This is a genomic window from Paraburkholderia flagellata (genome assembly GCF_021390645.1).
Classification (GTDB): domain Bacteria; phylum Pseudomonadota; class Gammaproteobacteria; order Burkholderiales; family Burkholderiaceae; genus Paraburkholderia; species Paraburkholderia flagellata.
This window is the reverse complement of record NZ_JAJEJT010000004.1, coordinates 82,125-99,745: the sequence shown is the minus strand read 5'-3', so window position 1 is coordinate 99,745 and position 17,621 is coordinate 82,125. Positions and strand designations below refer to the sequence as shown.

The 17,621-nt window shown below is 58.4% G+C and carries 16 protein-coding genes and 1 pseudogene; 7 read left to right on the top strand and 10 right to left on the bottom strand.

Features of this window, described 5'->3' with window-relative positions; genetic code table 11:
- Positions 1–358: 358 nt before the first annotated feature.
- Genes L0U83_RS31100 through L0U83_RS31090 form a run of 3 tightly spaced genes read right to left on the bottom strand, consistent with a single transcriptional unit; the run spans position 359 to position 3,772 of the window.
- Complete coding sequence (locus L0U83_RS31100; RefSeq protein ID WP_233888039.1) at positions 359–1,327, bottom strand: plasmid partitioning protein RepB C-terminal domain-containing protein; 969 nt, start codon at positions 1,325–1,327, stop codon at positions 359–361.
- On the bottom strand, positions 1,315–2,223 hold the full coding sequence (locus L0U83_RS31095) for a plasmid partitioning protein RepB C-terminal domain-containing protein (protein WP_233888038.1): 909 nt from the start codon (positions 2,221–2,223) through the stop codon (positions 1,315–1,317). Before L0U83_RS31095 ends, L0U83_RS31100 begins: the two co-directional genes overlap by 13 nt.
- Positions 2,195–3,772 carry a recombinase family protein gene (locus tag L0U83_RS31090; RefSeq protein ID WP_233888037.1) on the bottom strand — a complete coding sequence of 526 codons (1,578 nt, stop codon included), beginning with the start codon at positions 3,770–3,772 and terminating at the stop codon, positions 2,195–2,197. Before L0U83_RS31090 ends, L0U83_RS31095 begins: the two co-directional genes overlap by 29 nt.
- A 297-nt stretch (positions 3,773–4,069) precedes the next feature.
- Between L0U83_RS31090 and L0U83_RS31085 the strand changes: the two genes are divergently transcribed.
- From L0U83_RS31085 to L0U83_RS31065, 5 genes and pseudogenes are all read left to right on the top strand, one after another.
- A complete protein-coding gene (locus L0U83_RS31085; RefSeq protein ID WP_233888036.1) occupies positions 4,070–4,498 on the top strand; it encodes a hypothetical protein in 429 nt (142 codons plus the stop codon).
- 165 nt (positions 4,499–4,663) lie between these two features.
- A complete protein-coding gene (locus tag L0U83_RS31080; protein WP_233888035.1) occupies positions 4,664–6,229 on the top strand; it encodes a recombinase family protein in 1,566 nt (521 codons plus the stop codon).
- The gene (locus L0U83_RS31075; RefSeq protein WP_233888034.1) at positions 6,226–7,128 is read left to right on the top strand and encodes a ParB/RepB/Spo0J family partition protein; all 903 of its coding nucleotides are present in this window, start codon (positions 6,226–6,228) and stop codon (positions 7,126–7,128) included. The genes L0U83_RS31080 and L0U83_RS31075 overlap by 4 nt, the downstream gene beginning before the upstream one ends.
- Positions 7,125–8,006, top strand: coding sequence for a plasmid partitioning protein RepB C-terminal domain-containing protein (locus L0U83_RS31070; RefSeq protein WP_233888033.1), 882 nt, complete (start codon positions 7,125–7,127; stop codon positions 8,004–8,006). The genes L0U83_RS31075 and L0U83_RS31070 overlap by 4 nt, the downstream gene beginning before the upstream one ends.
- A 1,519-nt stretch (positions 8,007–9,525) precedes the next feature.
- Positions 9,526–9,648 (top strand): annotated as a pseudogene (locus L0U83_RS31065) (hypothetical protein); the annotation flags it as partial.
- Positions 9,649–9,729: 81 nt separating this feature from the next.
- On the opposite strand, the gene L0U83_RS31060 reads toward L0U83_RS31065, so the two are convergent.
- The 6 genes from L0U83_RS31060 to L0U83_RS31035 all read right to left on the bottom strand — a co-directional run bounded on the left by L0U83_RS31060 (position 9,730) and on the right by L0U83_RS31035 (position 16,140).
- Positions 9,730–11,142 carry a purine-cytosine permease family protein gene (locus L0U83_RS31060; RefSeq protein ID WP_233888032.1) on the bottom strand — a complete coding sequence of 471 codons (1,413 nt, stop codon included), beginning with the start codon at positions 11,140–11,142 and terminating at the stop codon, positions 9,730–9,732.
- Between the two features lie 104 nt (positions 11,143–11,246).
- Entirely contained in the window at positions 11,247–12,716 is a 1,470-nt protein-coding gene (locus L0U83_RS31055; protein WP_233888031.1) for an aldehyde dehydrogenase, read from the bottom strand.
- Positions 12,717–12,728: 12 nt separating this feature from the next.
- Positions 12,729–13,766 carry an LLM class flavin-dependent oxidoreductase gene (locus L0U83_RS31050; RefSeq protein WP_233888030.1) on the bottom strand — a complete coding sequence of 346 codons (1,038 nt, stop codon included), beginning with the start codon at positions 13,764–13,766 and terminating at the stop codon, positions 12,729–12,731.
- Positions 13,767–13,777: 11 nt separating this feature from the next.
- Positions 13,778–14,749: a flavin reductase gene (locus L0U83_RS31045; RefSeq protein WP_233888029.1), complete on the bottom strand. Its 972-nt coding sequence runs from the start codon at positions 14,747–14,749 to the stop codon at positions 13,778–13,780.
- 1 nt (position 14,750) lies between these two features.
- Positions 14,751–15,569, bottom strand: a complete 819-nt coding sequence (locus L0U83_RS31040) for an alpha/beta fold hydrolase (protein ID WP_233888028.1) — start codon at positions 15,567–15,569, stop codon at positions 14,751–14,753.
- The gene (locus L0U83_RS31035; RefSeq protein WP_233888027.1) at positions 15,538–16,140 is read right to left on the bottom strand and encodes an amino acid synthesis family protein; all 603 of its coding nucleotides are present in this window, start codon (positions 16,138–16,140) and stop codon (positions 15,538–15,540) included. Before L0U83_RS31035 ends, L0U83_RS31040 begins: the two co-directional genes overlap by 32 nt.
- A 151-nt stretch (positions 16,141–16,291) precedes the next feature.
- On the opposite strand from L0U83_RS31035, the gene L0U83_RS31030 reads away from it, so the two are divergent.
- Together L0U83_RS31030 and L0U83_RS31025 are read left to right on the top strand one after the other, a co-directional pair.
- On the top strand, positions 16,292–16,582 hold the full coding sequence (locus L0U83_RS31030; protein ID WP_233888026.1) for a DUF1330 domain-containing protein: 291 nt from the start codon (positions 16,292–16,294) through the stop codon (positions 16,580–16,582).
- 113 nt (positions 16,583–16,695) lie between these two features.
- Entirely contained in the window at positions 16,696–17,382 is a 687-nt protein-coding gene (locus tag L0U83_RS31025) for a GntR family transcriptional regulator (protein WP_233888025.1), read from the top strand.
- Positions 17,383–17,386: 4 nt separating this feature from the next.
- Here L0U83_RS31025 and L0U83_RS31020 read toward each other — a convergent pair whose 3' ends face one another.
- Positions 17,387–17,569, bottom strand: a complete 183-nt coding sequence (locus L0U83_RS31020) for a hypothetical protein (RefSeq protein WP_233888024.1) — start codon at positions 17,567–17,569, stop codon at positions 17,387–17,389.
- Between the last annotated feature and the right edge of the window lie 52 nt (positions 17,570–17,621).

Genomic DNA, 17,621 nt, shown 5'->3' with positions numbered 1-17,621 from the left:
GGCAGGCGTGAGGTATGGGTGAGTGTTCGTCTGCTATGAACTGCCCCTATCGCATGCGGAACATGCTCTGCAGCAGGCGGCGCACTAAGTACCTTACGGGAGATCGGCCTTGTGGCCGTCGGACGTCGAACGATCACGAAGGACAGTGGACGACCCAAAGCGGTCAAGGAGTGCAATCTCAGCACAACGACTCCTTCCGGGGTCAACCGGTCGCTCGTGTCTGGACGCGCTAGATCATCTCGACCAAGCGGGACTCTACACTGGGCAAGGGGATTCCGATTGGATGTTTTCGAATATCGACGTATCTAGGTTTCTTGCGGGAAACGTGAGGAACGACCGGTGGCATTGATGCTGTACTCTACATTTGGACTGGCATTCCACCGCCTTCGGCACCCGTGGTCGAACCGCGATCGCGCCGGCGAGTCGCGATAGGCCGAGTGGTGAATTCCACTGAATCCCTGGTGATTTCACTCAGTTCGCGGGCGAACTCGGGGTGGTGAGACTCGATATAGCCGGCCACGGATTTGTTACCTAGGAGCGTTGCGATGTACGCTGCCGAAACGGCGAGATGTAAGTGCTCGATCCCGTACTGTTCGTCTGTTTCAGCGACATTAGCCTGAAGAGTCGCGAGTTCGCGCTCGAGCTTGGCGAGTTGCATGGCCAGTTCTGATTGCGACTTTTCGGCGTGTACTGCTGATGAGAGTTGATCGTGTGGTGTCGCCGCCAGAATCGCTGTCGCGAAAGCCGAGGTGAAATTTCCCTGCCCACACATCAGCTCGGCGGCTTCCATTTGCCGCAGCGGTTTCATCTGTTTCAGCGTCGAGAAGGTTGTCGCAGGGCAGTTCTTGTCCGCAAGCAGGGTCGCTGCTTCGCCGCAGATCCCTTCCAGCAGATTCGCACGTCGACGTACGGTATTTATGTCAATGCCAAGCACTGTGGCGATACGTTCACTCTCAACGCCCCTCGCAATTGCCCTCGCGATCATACGTGCGTCCTGGGCTGGCGTGAGCTTGTTGACGTGCTTGTTATATGTGTAGGCTTCGTCGTCGGAAGCAATCAAGCAAGTTGCATCAGTCCTTGAAAGACGGCGAAGGGCCTCGACACGTAATCGGCCATCCAGAATGCGGTAGATATTGGAGTCAACGGCGTCGCGGGTGACAATCACTGGCTCGATCAACCCGACGGTCGCCACAGATGCCAGTATTTGCAGAAATTTCTTTGTTGATAGTGCGTTGTGAGGAAGAGGGCGCGTCGACCGGAGTGCGCTGATCTGAACGACGACCGGTTGACTATCGAACCCGTATTTAAGGGGAGCTAGCTTGTCCATGACAATTTCTCTCCGCTGACACGCTGCTCCAGCACACGGGGCAGCGTCGTAAGTCCTTCGTGGGCTAGCAATTCTACGAACTCGTCATCTTTCATCATTTCGCGCATGGCCTGGACGATGAATGCAAGTCGCGCATGAGTCAGGGCGATCTTCTTTGCAAGCATCTTGTGTCGGCTGCTTTCACGCAGGTACATGCGGCGCAATGCCTCAGGACTCAACGATCCACCGGCGGACTTTCCCTTCGGTCCGCAAGGGTGTACCGCTCGCTCCCCCTTCAGCCGACGATGGTCTAGCAGTCGACGCACAATAGCTAATTGCTTGCCTTTAAGCGATCCTTCGGAGTAAGCATCCATCAGTGCCGTCTGTACCTCCTTGTCGTCGGATCGCGCAATACTGATAGCAATCCCGATGGGGATCGTGCCATTGTCGACCGCGTTGAGAAGTCGTTCTTCTCCGCGCTCCAGCAGGAACAGTAGGCTCTCAACGTAACCGACATGAAGCCCAATCTTGGTTGCGATTTCATCGTCCGGATAGCCCTGGTTTCGAAGGTCGAGGATGTCGCGAAGAAGTTCCTTCGTGGAATGGTTTCTTCTTGCTACGTTCTCGACAAGGCTCATAAGTAGGCAATCTGCCTCGTCTTTTTCCACGACCTGAGCCGGTATCGTTGAATACCCCAGAGATCGCACTGCCTCGAGCCGACCCTGGCCACATACAAGGTCATAGCTGAACCCGCCGCCGCTCGTTCGGCAGCTAACCGTGATGGGCTTCTTCAATCCAACAGTCGCGATATTTTCGACAATAGCATCCTGATGGCGTTTGCTGCGACTTCGGGGATTCAGTATGCGTATCTTTTCGAGCGGTACCATCTCAATGGTTCTGGGAGCCTCGGTATCCATGCCAGTCCTCCAGGCGGCTGCGGGCCGTCAGTTCGAGCAGTATTCTTTCGTCGGGGTATCGAAAAACCTCGAGATGACCCTCATCAGGCCGCCCCAATGTCATTGCTACCTCACGCCCAGGAGGGAGACTCCCTCGTGGAAAGACAAAGAGGTCAATTGGCGACGAAAATGCTGAGTCCATGCGAGAAACGACTAATAGGTCGGGTTGTGAGCACAGTGGCCACCGGACGCGCCAGCGCGGATTTCGGCAGTCGTAGTAGCGCACCAGTCGAACTACGAACCGAATATGCAACTCGCGCTCAACCATGATCGAGTCGTGCGTGGCTGACACGGAGAGAACACGCCCCGTCGCGCGGAGCGCTTCAGCGACGCGGTCCACACAGGCATACAACGCCTGACGCGTAGCGCGAAACGTTTCTGGCGACATTCCATGGCATCGTGCCGCGTAGCCTACGCGCTCATAGGCGTTAAGGACGCTTCCAAATCGCCGCTTGTAGGTCTGACCCGCAGGCAAGGTGCGTGCCAGATCGATGTCGCGTTGGCATATGCTCTTACGTGATTGCGCGAAGCTTCTTAGTCTCTCAAGCAACTCCTCATCGCTTAAGAAGCGCGTGCGGGTTCGCCGTATTGCCGATGCAGCATCAAACGTCTCGCTGCCTACGATTGGACAGAACGCATTTGGTGTCCGAACCCACTCGGATTCCGGATTGCGTTGCCATGGACCAGTAAGCTTTGACGATATTCGACCGTAAAGATTGGTTCCAGCATATTTTTCGTTGCGAAGCAGGTTACCGACCATCTGCGGACTCCATGGCTGGCCGCGACCGTTGCAAAGTCCGAAGGCGTTGAGTCTGGCGGCAATCCGACATGGTCCTATGCTTCCTCGAACGTACCAGTCGAACATCCTTTGAACCAACGCAACCTCTACCGGATCCCCGGGCGCGATGATGACGTGATCAGTTTGCAGACTCTTGCGCTCGCCATGAGTCAGTGGCCCTTTGGGCTGTCCGAATGCGTCCACCAGGATCCGTTGCAAGCCATAGCCGGCGGAGGAGCCTTGCCAGAAACCTTGCTCTGCGAGCCGGCACTGACCAGCGTAAACCTTAACTGACAGTTCCCTGCTGTATTCACTAGCCATCGCGCGCTTTATTGTCTTTAGGAGCGCAGAGGCGGTCGAGCCGTCGTTTTCGAAAACCTCACTACAATAGATGACATCTACGCCCGCTTGTCTGCATAAAAACTCATAGTGGGCGCTTTCGTCGGCGTCCAGAAAGCGCCCCCATCTGCTCACGTCGTAAACCAAAACTACGCCGAACCTGCGCTCCGGACGATGTACGTCGGCGAGTAGCCTCTGCAGGCCAGCTCGACCTCGTATCGACAGGCCGCTTTTTCCCGCATCTTCGTAGGTTGCGACGATCTCGATGTGGTGGGTAGCAGCGAACTCGGCGATCGCCCGTCTCTGGCTTTCCGTGGAATATTGCTGGTAATCGGTGGACATGCGTATGTACTGTGCGGCACGTACGCATTGGGAGATGTCGGGCAGCAGCATGTTGTTCACCAGAACCTTGCCGATAGATGCTGGTGCCTTATTGATAGTTCTCCCGCTGCCAAAATCAAGGCGTGAACTGGAGGGTCACAAAAAATTCACCTCACGTCAATTTGCATTCGTGATGGGCCTCAGGAAGCTCCGGCGCCGGGTGTGATTTGGCGGATAGTTTTATTGATAAGACGTTGTGTTGGTTTGGAAACTCCGTTCTGGCTTCACGGTACGCACCTGTCCAAATGTGGCACGAATAGTCATTGGGGCGCACCCAGGGAAACGCGGCCCGTTCAAGAGGGGTGGCCTATGAGCGAAGCGCGTACATGTGCGGTGTGCGGTCAGTTATTTGAGCCTCGCGCACAAAGCCCGAACCAGAAATGCTGCTCCAGACGGTCTTGCCAGCGCGCGCGAAAGGCTCAATGGCAAAAGCAGAAAATCAAGTCAGATCCCGATTATCGGGAGAACAAGCAGCGCGCACAGATCCGCTGGCGCGAATCTCATCCGGATTACTGGAGAACCTACCGCGAAGACCACCAGGCTTACGCGGTCAAGAATCGCGAGCTGCAACGAATACGTAACAGTCAGCCAAAGGAAGTTGCAAAGATGGACGCGTCAGCTGTTGGAGATCACTTGCGATCGGGCCTCTATGTGCTCGCGCAAACGACCTGCGACGACATTGCAAAGATCGGCACCTGGATTGTCCACCTGACCGTCATTGCGGAGCTTTCGAATTAGCAATTCAGAATTGCAAAGATATGACCCGTCACCGTCGCGGTGTTCACCTGTTATCGTAGTGCGGCCGACTGCTGGCTTGCGTTTCCTACAGCCGAAGAATCACCGTAGCGGCAGGTATCCGAACATCACTTAGCTAGACTAACAAGCTCCGCACGGGAGTTTCCCATGTTGGTTGAACCCATTGCTGAGCCGCTTCAGGGCCGTGAAAATCTGACTCGTGCAGTGGAGTACGTGCGCATGTCGACAGAACATCAGCAATACTCAACGAGCAACCAGCAGGACAGAATTCGGGAATATGCTGCCAGACGCGGACTTACCATCGTGAAAACGTACGCAGACGAAGGGAAAAGCGGGTTGAGGATTGACGGAAGGGTCGCATTGCAGCGCTTGATCTTTGACGTCGAAAGCGGTCAAGCCGACTTTCAGGTCATCCTCGTGTATGACGTCAGTCGATGGGGGCGATTCCAGGACGCAGATGAAAGTGCCTACTACGAGTATGTCTGTCGTCGAGCGGGAATTCATGTAGCCTACTGCGCCGAGCAGTTTGAGAACGACGGATCACCAGTTTCGACGATCGTAAAAGGTGTAAAGCGTGCCATGGCCGGGGAGTACAGCCGCGAACTGTCTGCAAAGGTATTCGCTGGGCAGTGTCGACTAATCGAGCTCGGATTCCGCCAAGGCGGACCGGCTGGATATGGGTTGCGGCGCATTCTCGTGGGTCAGGACGGTCTGATGAAGGCCGAGCTGGAACACGGGCAGCACAAGAGCCTCCAGACTGACAGGGTCGTGCTGATGCCCGGTCCAGAGGATGAGGTTCGCATCGTCAACCTGATCTACAAGTGGTTTGTTGAAGAGTCGCGAAACGAACAGGAGATCGCGTCGCGCTTGAACACTATGAAGGTTAGAACCGATCTCGATCGAGAGTGGAGTCGATGTACTGTTCACGAGATCCTCACAAACGAAAAGTACATCGGGAACAACATATACAACCGTACGTCTTTCAAGCTCAAGGTGCGTCGGGTTGTCAATCCCTCTGAAATGTGGATCCGTAAAGACAGCGCGTTTCCATCTGTTGTCGCAAGGGATATTTTCTACACGGCTCAGGGCATACTGCGGGCTCGTGCGCGTCGGTATACGGATGAAGACCTGATCGAGCGTTTGCGTGCCCTGTATAAAGCCAAGGGATTTCTTTCTGGACTGGTCATAGACGAAGCCGAAGGGATGCCGTCCTCATCGGTATACACGTACAGATTCGGCAGCCTGATTCGCGCATATCAAGCCGTCGGGTTCACTCCCGATCGAGATTACCAGTACATTGAGATCAACCGCTTCTTGCGTCGTCTGCATCCTGATATTGTGCGTGAGACTGAGGAGAAAATCGCAGAGGTGGGTGGCGAAGTGACACGAGACCTCGCGACAGACCTGCTGAGAGTCAACCGCGAGTTCACGGTATCACTTGTTCTGTCACGGTGCCAGATTACTGCGACCGGCAAGAACAGATGGAAAGTGCGACTCGATGCAGGACTGCTTCCAGACATCACAGTTGCCGTGCGGCTAAAAGACAGCAACGATGCTCCGCTCGACTTCTATCTGCTTCCGCGACTGGACTTTGGGCAGACAGGGATTCGGCTCGGCGACTATAACCCGATTGAGTTCGAGAGCTATAGGTTTGATACGCTGGACTACCTGTACAGCATGGCTGAACGCGTGCGCCTGCGGAGGGCGGCATGAGTGCGTCGAGAGGTGCCGGCGAAATTCGGTTGATTCGCCTGGGCCGGATAGAAGTCTTGAATCCGAGGGACCGAGGCAGTCGGGTATTCGAGGAAATCGTCCGGAACATCAAGACTATCGGGCTGAAGAAGCCAATCTGTGTCACTCCAAGGATCGACGCGAACGGAGCCGAGAAATACCTCCTGATTTGCGGAGAGGGGCGTTTAAAAGCTTACCAGGCATTGGGGGAGGAAGAGATACCCGCATTGGTGGTAGACGTGCCTGATGAAGACGCATTCATCATGAGTCTCGCTGAGAACATCGCGCGAAGGCAACATCATCCCCTTGAGCTGCTGTCCGGAATTCGTCAGTTAATGGATAAGGGGTACACGGTTAGGTCAATAGCCGAAAAGACTGGCCTGAACCACTACTACGTACAACAGATATGCAACTTGTTACGTCTGGGCGAAGAGCGCCTCCTTGTCGCCGTAGAGAGTGGAGGGATTCCAATCAATGTTGCAGTCACGATCGCCGGGGCGGGAGACGACGACAAGGCCGTGCAGGCGGCGCTTCAGAACGCCTATGAAACCGGCGCGCTACGCGGTCGCCAATTGATACTGGCAAGGCGGGTAATTGACAAGCGGCAGCGCTTAGGCCGAGCTGCAGCACGTACGAGCACAACAAAGCATTCACATGTTTCGACCACAACCGTCATACGAACTTATCAGGACGAGGTCAAACGGCAAACAGCGCTAGTACGGAAGGCGGAATTCTCGCAACAGAAATTGCTTCTGGTGGTAGGGGCGCTACGCCAGCTGCTGAGCGACGAGAACTTCGTTAACCTTCTGCGAGCGGAAACTCTCACTACGATGCCGAAATACCTCGCCGAGCGCGTGTGGCCAAACGGGAGCCACATATGACGGGGGTAACTCTTGGATTCGTGCCGGAACCGGTCATCGTGGCAATCGACGATATCCTGCCGACGCGCAAGTTCGCGGCAAGCGTTCTTCACACGCGCAAGTTCCGACAAATTGTATCGTCGATTACCGAAGTGGGTCTAATCGAGCCGCTGTCTGTGACTGCGCGAGAGGTGACTACGCAGAAGTACACGCTGCTCGATGGTCATCTGCGCTTGCTGGCGTTGCGGGAACTGGGTCGTGCCGATGCTGCCTGCCTCGTCGCAACAGACGACGAGGCATATACCTACAACAACCGTCTGAATCGTCTCGCGACTGTACAGGAGCACTACATGATTCGTAGGGCGATCGACCGGGGAGTGCCACCGACCCGACTCGCGAAGGCGTTAGGAGTTGATGTCAGTCATCTGATTGCGCGGATTACGTTGCTAGACGGACTGTGCCCGGAGGCGATTGCGATGCTAAAGGATCAGCAGTTCTCTCCCGCTCTTTCGAAAGCCCTGCGGAAGATGAAACCGACGCGTCAGGTCGAATGCGTAGAACTGATGGTAGCAGCGAACTGCGTGACAGCGTCATATGCAAACGCACTCTTGGTCGCAACTCCGGCGAACGCTCTTATCGAGGGAAAGAAGCCGTCCAGGGTTGCGGGGATGACCCAGGAGCAAATCGCCAAAATGGAGCGGGAGATGTCGAACCTGCAGGCACAGTACAAGCTCGCTGAACAAAATTACGGGCAGGACGTTCTGAATCTGGTTCTGGCTCGCGGTTATCTTGGCAAGCTGCTTGAGAACGGGGCAGTCACCAGTTACCTCAGCGTGCATTATCCGGAGCTGCTCACCGAGCTTGAAGCGATAGTTGAGGTCGAATCAATCGAGCAATAATTAGGACGTGACCCACGCGGCGCTGTCGGTGGAACCTGGATGGACATGGCCAACTGCACTTTTCGGCGCATAATTCGAGGAGGAACGCGTTAGGGTAACTGCAATATGCAATCCGAAATCAGGACGATGCCGATGGACGACGAAGCGAGGGCAGAGTTGCTCACCTTTCTGGTGGTAGGGCAGCTCTTCGCACTTGCTCGCAGCGGAGCCTGGCTCCGGACCGATCATTTGATTGAGTCCTCGCAGATCTGGATGAGTTCGAACAGTGTTGAATGCGACTGGCTGGAGCGAGCCAAGTTGGTGTCTGCCTCCCGAGAATTGGCTGAGCGAGCGAGCAGGTGGCCCTTTCCTAGGGAGGAAGCTGACCTTCTGCGACTCTTCAATCTAAAGACGGGGTGGTTTCTGGACTATCGGTCGGAGGTGGTCCAGAGGTTGCACGCATTTTGCGCGGAGCATTTGGCGCAGCACGGCTGAGTTGCCAATTCAGCGTGCACCCGCGCTGGGGTGGCCTGCGACCTCATCTAGAGGGCTACTACATAATCGCATCCTTGCGCTCGAATCGAATGACCGCTTACTGGATTGAAGAGACGCTTGGATGTCGTGGTCGTGGCCTTCCCGAGTGGCAGGTAGTGGCCGATAGCGCCAGTTCGGCGTTCGACTGTCGGTTGGCAAGCGGGTATTCGCCGCGGTTTCAAACGCAGCAGCCGGCAGAGTGGAGCGACATCGTTGTGCACCTAGATTCGTAACCCCTCGATTCATTCGCTTGCCGTGATAAACGCCCTTATCGCGGGCAGTGACTGCGTCAGGAGGTGGCGATTGATGCGTCCAGCTGGATATGCCTGACAGGTCAGGAGTTGATGACGGGCAAACGGGTGCCGTGACGCGGCCCGGGCGCGGTTGCGAGGTTCTCGGGGGCGCGATAAGAAGGATTATCTTTAGAGTATCGTTGTGTTCTATATCGGCCAGGGAAGTGCGCGAAACACCTTTCTCAGAATTTGCTCGGCGGCATCGAGGATCCGAACACGTGTTTCCTCTGCCACCTCTTTTGTTTGTCGTGCCATGCGATGACGGGATATTCGTGGCGGCTCAATGTGATCAAGAGGCTCCGTCAATTTTGGACGAGCCAAAACAGGATGCGAGTCGCAATCCTTGTCACGGAGGGTAGTTGGGAGATTCAACTACAATCCAACGATGCCACGCTGAGACGCTTGCTCTGTGTTTCGTGAGACGAAACTGAAGCGCGCGACGAACTCGGCGACTTGGCGGTACTACTAATACGCAGTCCTGCCACAGCAAGAGGGCGATCTAACACACAGTACTGAACGATGAGCGCATTCGATGCTAGTGCGCACCGAATCAGACTTCACAGAGCACGCATCATTGGTCGTTCTAGACTCGGCGGAAAGATCCTCCACATCCCATCACGGTGCCGAAAGAAGAACATAGCGAATCGCCCGGTCGTGTTGACTGCTTCGACGCACACATAACATTCCCCTGTGGAACGCCTATTTCTGAACCGGCGCTGGTGTCGTTTGTCGCGTTCAAGCTCGTCGACCTGGTGATTGGCCTGCGCGTCGATCAGGAAGGCGAGCGCGAAGGGCTCGACGTCAGCTCACACGGCGAGACGGCGTATAACGGCTGAACTGGATCACGCCTCGCTGTGCAATCGCGGCCTGCGCCAACCTTACGAGGTTGCGCAGGCCGTTTTGCTGACTGAGGCCGCTCATTCGACAGCGCGAACACCCGCCGGAGCAGTACGGCGCGAACGCGAGCCGTCCTTCGATGCAAACACGTAGTAGGTCAGTGCCGTCGCGACCAGGCCGACCAACCACGAGACATCGGCTCCACCCAGGATCGATGCCCAGGGGCCGTGGAAAAAGCTCTCCGCCATGAACGGCACCTGAACCGCAATGCCGAAGAGGTAGATGGCGATGGCCTTGAAGTTGAAGGAACCGTACACACCGCCGTGGCTGCTTACGATCTCCGCGACGCGATAGCGCCGGTTGTGGATCAGATAGAAGTCCACCAGATTGATCGCCACCCAGGGCGCGAGGACGATGCGCATCGCAAAGATCGCAGTCAGGAAGATCGCGATGAAATTACTCGAAGCCCACAACGCCGTGACAGTAGACGCGACCAACAGGGCGGTCGAAAAGACGACGCGCACGGTGCGGCCCGGCACCCAGTCGGGGCGGAACGTTTGCGCGGCGGTGATGAACGACAACACCCCGCCATACAGATTCATGCCGTTGTGGCCGATGATGTTGACGAGGAAAAGGAAGATCAACACGTAGCCGAACACGCCCGTTTGCGTGCGGATGGCCTGCATGGCGTCGGTGGCGTGTCCGGTGCTGACAGCCAGCACACCAAACAGGAATGCGAAGATCGTGCCGAGCGACGTGCCGAAATACGTGAACGCGAAAGTCCTTGCGAAACCCGCGGAGGTCGGCAGGTAGCGTGAATAGTCGGACGTGTAGGGCGCGAAGCTGATTTGCCACACGGCGCAAAGGCCGAACATCGCGAACCAGTTCGAAAGGTCGAAATGGCCCTGCTGCAAGATCTGCGTGTTGAGGCCAGGCAGCAGGATGATCGTGCCGATCAGCAGCGCGCCGCCCATGAACCACGCGCCCACCTTGTTGAAGCGGTGGATGAAGTGATAGCCGATCACACCAACCAGCGTCGCGAGAATCGCGCCGAGCACGGTGCCCACCGGCACCGGCACGGCAGGTGCAGCGGTGTGCAGCGTCTTGCCCGCGAGAATGATGTTCGAGACGAAGAAGCCGAGATAGATCAGCGTGGTAAAACCGACCACGAGCAGGGAGCCGTAGCGGCCGAATTGCGCGCGGCTTTGAATCATCTGCGGCACGCCGACAAGCGGGCCTTGCGCGGAGGTCAGGGCGTGGAAAATGGCGCCGAAGAATTGCCCGGCCACGATGGCGAGAACCGCGCTCATCACGTCGAGGTGAAAGACCAGTACCGAAGTCGCGCCGGAAATCACCGCAAGCGGTGCGACATTCGTGCAGAACCACAACGTGAACAGATCGACAGGCTTGCCATGCCGATTCTCGGGAGCGACATACTCGATCGAGTTGCTTTCAATGGTCAGAACGCTATTGTCGTTCGCCGGGTTTTTCATAGTGTCTCCATCTTTATTGCACAGGCTTGCCGCGCCACGAATGTGGCGCAGCGTCGCCCTGAGCGGCTTTGAAGCGGCTTTGAAACAGTGCAGCAGGGAACGAATCAGCGCATCACGAACGGATCGCTGATCGGCTCGTCGGAGGTGCGAAGCCACACGGACTTCGTGGTCGTGTATTCGAGCGCGGCAGCCATGCCGCCTTCGCGGCCATGCCCGGAAAGCCCGAATCCGCCGAACGGCACGAGCGGCGAAACCGCCCGATAGGTGTTGATCCAGACGATTCCCGAACGCACGCGCCGCGAAACGCGGTGAGCGCGGGTGAGGTTGGTGGTGAAGATACCCGCGGCGAGTCCGTAGGCGGTGCTATTCGCCTTCTCGATCGCTTCCTGTTCGGAAGAGAACGTATCGACCGAAAGCACGGGTCCGAAAAGCTCGGTCGTGATGCTGTCGGCGTTGCTCACGCCCGTGCAATCCAGAATCGTGGGCGCATAGTAGTAGCCCTCGCGCTCCAGCGCCTTGCCGCCGGCGAGCACCTTCGCGCCCTGGCTCACGGAACTCGCGACGATCTTCTCGATGTTGCGCAGTTGCCGTTCGGTGCACAGCGGCCCGTATTCCGTCGTCATCCCGTTGGGCGAGCCCACGCGAATGCGCGAGACGCGCTCCACGAGCAACGCGAGAAACGCGTCCTTCACGGACGCTTCGATCAAAAGACGCGAGCCCGCCACGCAGCTTTGGCCGCTGGCCGCGAAAATCGCCGCGACCTGTGCATTCACCGCGCTCTGGATATCGGTATCGGCGAATACAATGAAGGGCGACTTGCCGCCCAGTTCCAGCGAGACTTTCGCGAGATTATTTGACGTGTTCCTGATGATGTGCCGCGCGGTTTCGGGGCCGCCCGTGAAAGCCACCTTGTCGACCTTTGGATGGCTGCTGAGCACCGCGCCGCATTCTGGCCCGAAGCCGGTGATCACGTTGACGACACCCCGCGGAAATCCCGCCTCGTGCACGAGCTTCGCGAATTCGAGCAGCGGACCGGGCGCCTCCTCGGAAGCCTTCAGGACGACCGTGCAACCAGCGGCGAGCGCCGGGCCGACCTTTACGGCGGAAAGAAACAACTGGCTGTTCCATGGAACGATGGCGGCGACCACGCCAACGGGCTGCCGCTCGAGCCAGACCTGCATGTCCGGCTTGTCGACGGGAATGTGGCTGCCTTCGATCTTGTCGGCAATGCCGGCGTAGTAGCGGTAGTACTCGGCCACATAAGCGATCTGGCTGGACGTCTCGCGAATGATCTTGCCGGTGTCGTTCGTTTCAATTTCAGCGAGTCGCGGCGCAGCCTTTTCGACGAGCCCGGCCAGCTTGTGCAGCAGCTTGCCGCGTGCCGAAGCCGTGAGGCCGGCCCACGCGGAATCGGTCAGCGCGCGATTGGCCGCGTCGACGGCACGGTTGACCTGCTCCGTGCGCGCTTCGGGCATCTGTGCCCACACCTTGCCCGTGGCCGGGTTCACGCTCCCGAACGTCGCCGCGCCCGGCTCGAACTGGCCGTCGATATACAGCTGAAAATGAAAGTCCATGGAAGCAGCCCCTTACCTGAATGCAGGCATGACGTCGTTGATCATGCGCTCGAGTGACGCCTTCTTGCGCTCGAAGCTCATGCCGGTATCGATCCAGAACGAGTACTCGTCGAAGCCGAGTTTCTCGTAGGCCCGCAGGCGCGCGATCACTTCCTCGGGCGTGCCGATGACGTTGTTCTTGCGCATCGCTTCGGGCGTGTAGAACGGGTGAGCAGCGATCTCTTCCTTCGTGAGCGGCTTGATCATGCCGCGGCTCACGGGCCGCTCGTTCTTGAACCATGCGCCGAAGTAGTTGTAGAACGTGTTCACTTCGTCGGCTGCGATCTGCGCATCGTCTTCGCTGCTCGCCACATACGTGTGGCGCAGCAGCATGATCTGCGGGCGCGGTACGTCGCTGAATTTTTCGCACGCGGCGTTGAAGTGGCCAACGAGTTTCTCGACCTCTTCGTCGCCGAAATGCAGCGGCGTGACCTGCACGTTGCATCCGTTGGCCACGGCGAATTCGTGGCTGTTCGGGTCGCGCGCGGCCACCCAGATCGGCGGATGCGGACGCTGCAGCGGCAGTGGCGACGAAGTGGTCGCCGGGAATTTCCAGAATTCGCCTTCGTGCGCGTAATCGCCTTCCCAGAGCTTCTTCACGGCCGGAATGAGTTCGCGCATGCGCTGGCCCGCGCCCCATGCGTCGAGCCCTGGCATCAGGCGTTCATATTCGAACGAATAGGCGCCTCGCGCGATACCCAGATCCAGACGGCCGTTCGAGATGATGTCGGTCATCGCGGCTTCGCCGGCGAGCTTGATCGGATGCCAGAAGGGCGCAATGACCGTGCCCGTCCCCAGTCTCACGTTCTTCGTCTTGTTCGCGAGGTCCACGATGTTGAGGAACGGATTGGGCGCGATCGTGAAGTCCATGCCGTGGTGCTCACCAGTCCAGACTGCGTGCATGCCACCGCGATCGGCGATCTGGCACAGCTCGACCATTTCGTCATACAACTGCTTTTGACTGGTCTGGTCGGAGACGCGCTCCATGTGGACGAAAAGTGAAAATCGCATGATGTAACCTTTCAGGAATGAAGCGGGCGGACGGTGCCGTTGCTATGGTCGCCGAAATACATGCCGTAGCTCTTCAACTCGCTTTCCTTGCGGTAGCGTTGGAGCATGCTGGCGAGTGCGCTGTCCTGGAACGCGTGCGTTTCGACGTCTTCCAGGCTGACGAATTGGCCAGAAGCGTCGCCCGAGGCGGCGAGTTCATCCGGCGCGCTGCACAGGAACGAGATGTACTGGTAATGGGTTTCGGTATTGTTGTAGACCGAGTAAATGAAGCTTGCCGATGCGTCGGGCTGGTACTTCGCAAAGAGTTCGGCGAGCGCCTTGTCGGCGCCTTCCTTGCCGATTTCCTTCGAAGGCAGTGCCCATTTGCCGTCGGCTGTTTTCACGAGCAGCACCTTGTCTTCGCGCGCGATGATCGCGCTCACAATAACCTTCGGGCCCGCGATGACCTCAGCCGACACCTTGGCAGGCGTGAAATAGCCGCCGCGGTAGTAGCCAAGGCCCGCGAATCCGGCGGAATGAAACGCCTCGACCCGGCCGATGATGAGCGCGTGGTCGCCCGCATCGATCACGGCGTGCGTCGTGCAGTCGAACCAGGCGCTCACGTCACCGATAAGCGGGTTGCGGTTGGCGCTCAATTGCCAGCTCACGTTGGCGAAGCGGTCATCGCTCGGCCGAGCGAACGTGTTGGACAGATCCTTTTGTCCCTCCGCGAGGACATTGATGGCGAAATGGCCCGCCGTGGAAAACGTCTGATAATTGCTCGACGTCTTCGCAATGCTCACCAGCAGCAAGGCAGGGTCGAGCGAAACCGACGAAAACGAATTGGCGGTGAAGCCGAGCGGCTTGCCGTCGTCGCTGGCGGTGGTCACGATCGTGACGCCCGTCATGAACGCGCCGAACGCGTCGCGCAGTTCGCGCGTGTTGATCTTCGCTGCTTCCGGGCTCACTTGCTGACCCACTACCTGGCTCGTTTCTTGGCTCATCTCACACTTCCACTTCGTGATTTTCGACCTGCGGCTGCGTCTGCAACCAGGCACGCAGCGCGCGATTGACTTCGTCAGGCGCAGTCAGGTTCACCATGTGGCGTTCGTTTTCGATCACCACGGCCGTACCGTTGTGCGCGGCTTGCGCCATTTGTCCTGCCATCTCGGGCGTGGAGTTCGGATCGTCCGAACCGGTAAGCACGAGAGCAGGGCAGCGAATCGTGTGCCAGCCGTCGGCATAGACCTCATCGCCGCCGGCAAACGCCGTATAGGCCGTGGCATAGCCCGCGAGATTCACCGACTTCAACCACGACTCGACCCTTTGCGCCGCGATCTGCTGCGCTTCCTCGGCGTTGAACCAGCGCTTGAGCGGCGTATCCACGTCGATCGTGCCCGAGCGCAGCTCGGCGGCGCGCTGCAGCACGGCGTCGCGCGCCTGGCTTGAGCGCCGATACACACCATTCAGGACTGCCACGCGCTTGACCAGATCGGGACGCGTGACAGCGACGCCTGCCGCGATCAGCGAACCCATCGAGTGCCCCGCGAGATTGACGGGGCCGATGTCCAGCGCCTCGATGAAACTCGATGCCCACTCAACGAACTGCGGCAAGCGGGCGCCCGCTTCGAGCGCATCGCTTTGACCATGGCCCGGCATATCGACCGAAATCACGCGGAATTCGGACGAAAGGGCTTCGATCTGCGGATACCACGCGCTCGCCTGCATGCCCACGCCGTGGATCAGGACGAGCGGTTCGCCCGAGCCCTGCTCCAGATAGTGCGCGACGCGCTTACTTGACAGCTGCAGGGTTCTTGACGTCATTTCCGAGCTCTGCGAGGTCTTTGTAGCGGTCGCCAATGCGGTGATGCGGACGGCCGCCCGTTGCGGCGCCAATGGCGATGACGAGTTCGTCGGCGGCCGGCGCATCGGCAATCGAGAACTGGAGCGTGAGGTAGTGCGAGCGGCGGCCTTCGTCGTTCTTGTCCATCATCGGAATGAGCAGCGGCGCATTGGCCGGGCCACGCGTGTTGTTGAACGCGAGATACGACTTCGCGCCTACAGCCGAGCGATAGGTGTTGCCGAAGTGCAGCGTGTGGATCAGCGCGGACGCATGTTCCAGTTCACCCGAAAGACCCACGATGGCGCTCTTGCCGAACGCTTCGACCGCTTCGCCCGAACCGGCTTCGTCGATGATCAGCTTCGTGAGGTGCTCACTCAGTTGCGGCGCAAGGTCGCGAATCTCGGGCGAAAGGTCTTCCACATAACCGCGGCCCGCCCACGGGTTCTTGATCACCGCGACCGCGCCGATCATCTTCAGCGGTTTCGCAGCGGCCTTGTCGCCGTCTACGAAGACGTTCTCGACATGGAGGATGGATTTGCGAATCAAGCTCATGGCAACTTCCTTCGTACGTTGATTGTGTGAAGCATTGTGGTATACCATGTTACGGCATGCCATGAGTGTTAACCCGGGGGATCGCTCCAAGGCCCGTCCGGCGAGGCATTGCCGGTTTTTGTCCCATTCAGGAAAGTAAAAAGGAGGAGAGATGAGTGCGTACTGGATCGCCCACGTCACCGTGCTGGACCCGGTGAAATACAAGGACTACACGGACATCGCGCCGCTGGCGTTCAAGAAGTTCGGTGCCGTATTTCTCGCGCGCGGCGGCGCGGCGCAGGTACTGGAAGGCGAGTCGTTCGCGCGGCACGTCGTGATCCAGTTCCCCGACATGCAAACGGCGCTCGACTGCTATCACTCGCCGGAGTATCAGGCGGCCAAGGCGAAACGCGATGGACACTGCGTGGCGCAGATCACAATCGTCGAGGGATTGGAGGGCTGATTCAGGCCTTGCGGCGGGTGGCAGAAGGTAAGCAAGACGTCAGTTGCGTCATAATATGGCATTCCATGCCCGCGCCCTGAGCGTGGGCTTTCGTCCATCTCCTGTTGCCGCCTATGCAAGACCTCAAAATCGACCGCAATGCCAAGACCCTGCGTGAACTCACGCTCGACAAACTGCGCGGCGCGATAGTCCAGGGGTACTTCCGGCCAGGCACGCGGCTCGTCGAACGCACGCTGTGCGACGAGCTTGGCGTGAGCCGCACGGTGGTGCGCGAGGTGCTTCGGCATCTCGAGACCGAAGGCCTCGTTGAGATCGTCGCGCGGCAAGGCCCGATCGTGGCACGGCTCGATCCCGCGCAAGTGGGCGAGATCTACGAGTTGCGCGGGTTGCTCGAAGCCAACGCCGCACGCGCCTGCGCCGAAAATGCCACGCCCGAAGTCGTGAAGCAATTGCGCGACGTCCGCGCGATCATCGAGGACGCGTTCGAGAAGCGCGACCTGCCGCGCGTGGTGGAGCACACCGAGCGCTTCTATGAAACGCTGTTCGAAGCGGCAGGCAAGCAGGTGTCGCTCACGGTCGTGAAAACGCTCAACGCGCGCATCAACCGCTTGCGCGCGCTGACCATTGCCATGCCGGGACGCGGCGGCGACTCCAACCGCGAGATGAACCTGCTGCTCGACGCCATCGAGCGGCGCGACGGCGAGGCGGCCTCCGCGGCGTCGTTCGCGCACATCAAGCGCGTGTCCGAACTGGCGCTTTCGGCGCTCGCCCAGCAGAACGAAGGTCTCGGCGACGCCTGACGCGTCAGGCGCCTCGCCAGTCTGACAAGGCCGCCGGCATACGCCGGCGGCCTTTTTCTTTTGTCTGCTCAATTCGCGCGGTTTTGGCCGGCAAAAACATGCCAATGCGCCGGCCAATGAGCATGCCAGCACGACCATGGGCAATCTCATGGTATTCCATAATACGCAATGCATTGTTGTGGGCCATAAGATGGCATACCATAATCTCATCGAACGTGATCTGCGGTCCGAAGCAGCCG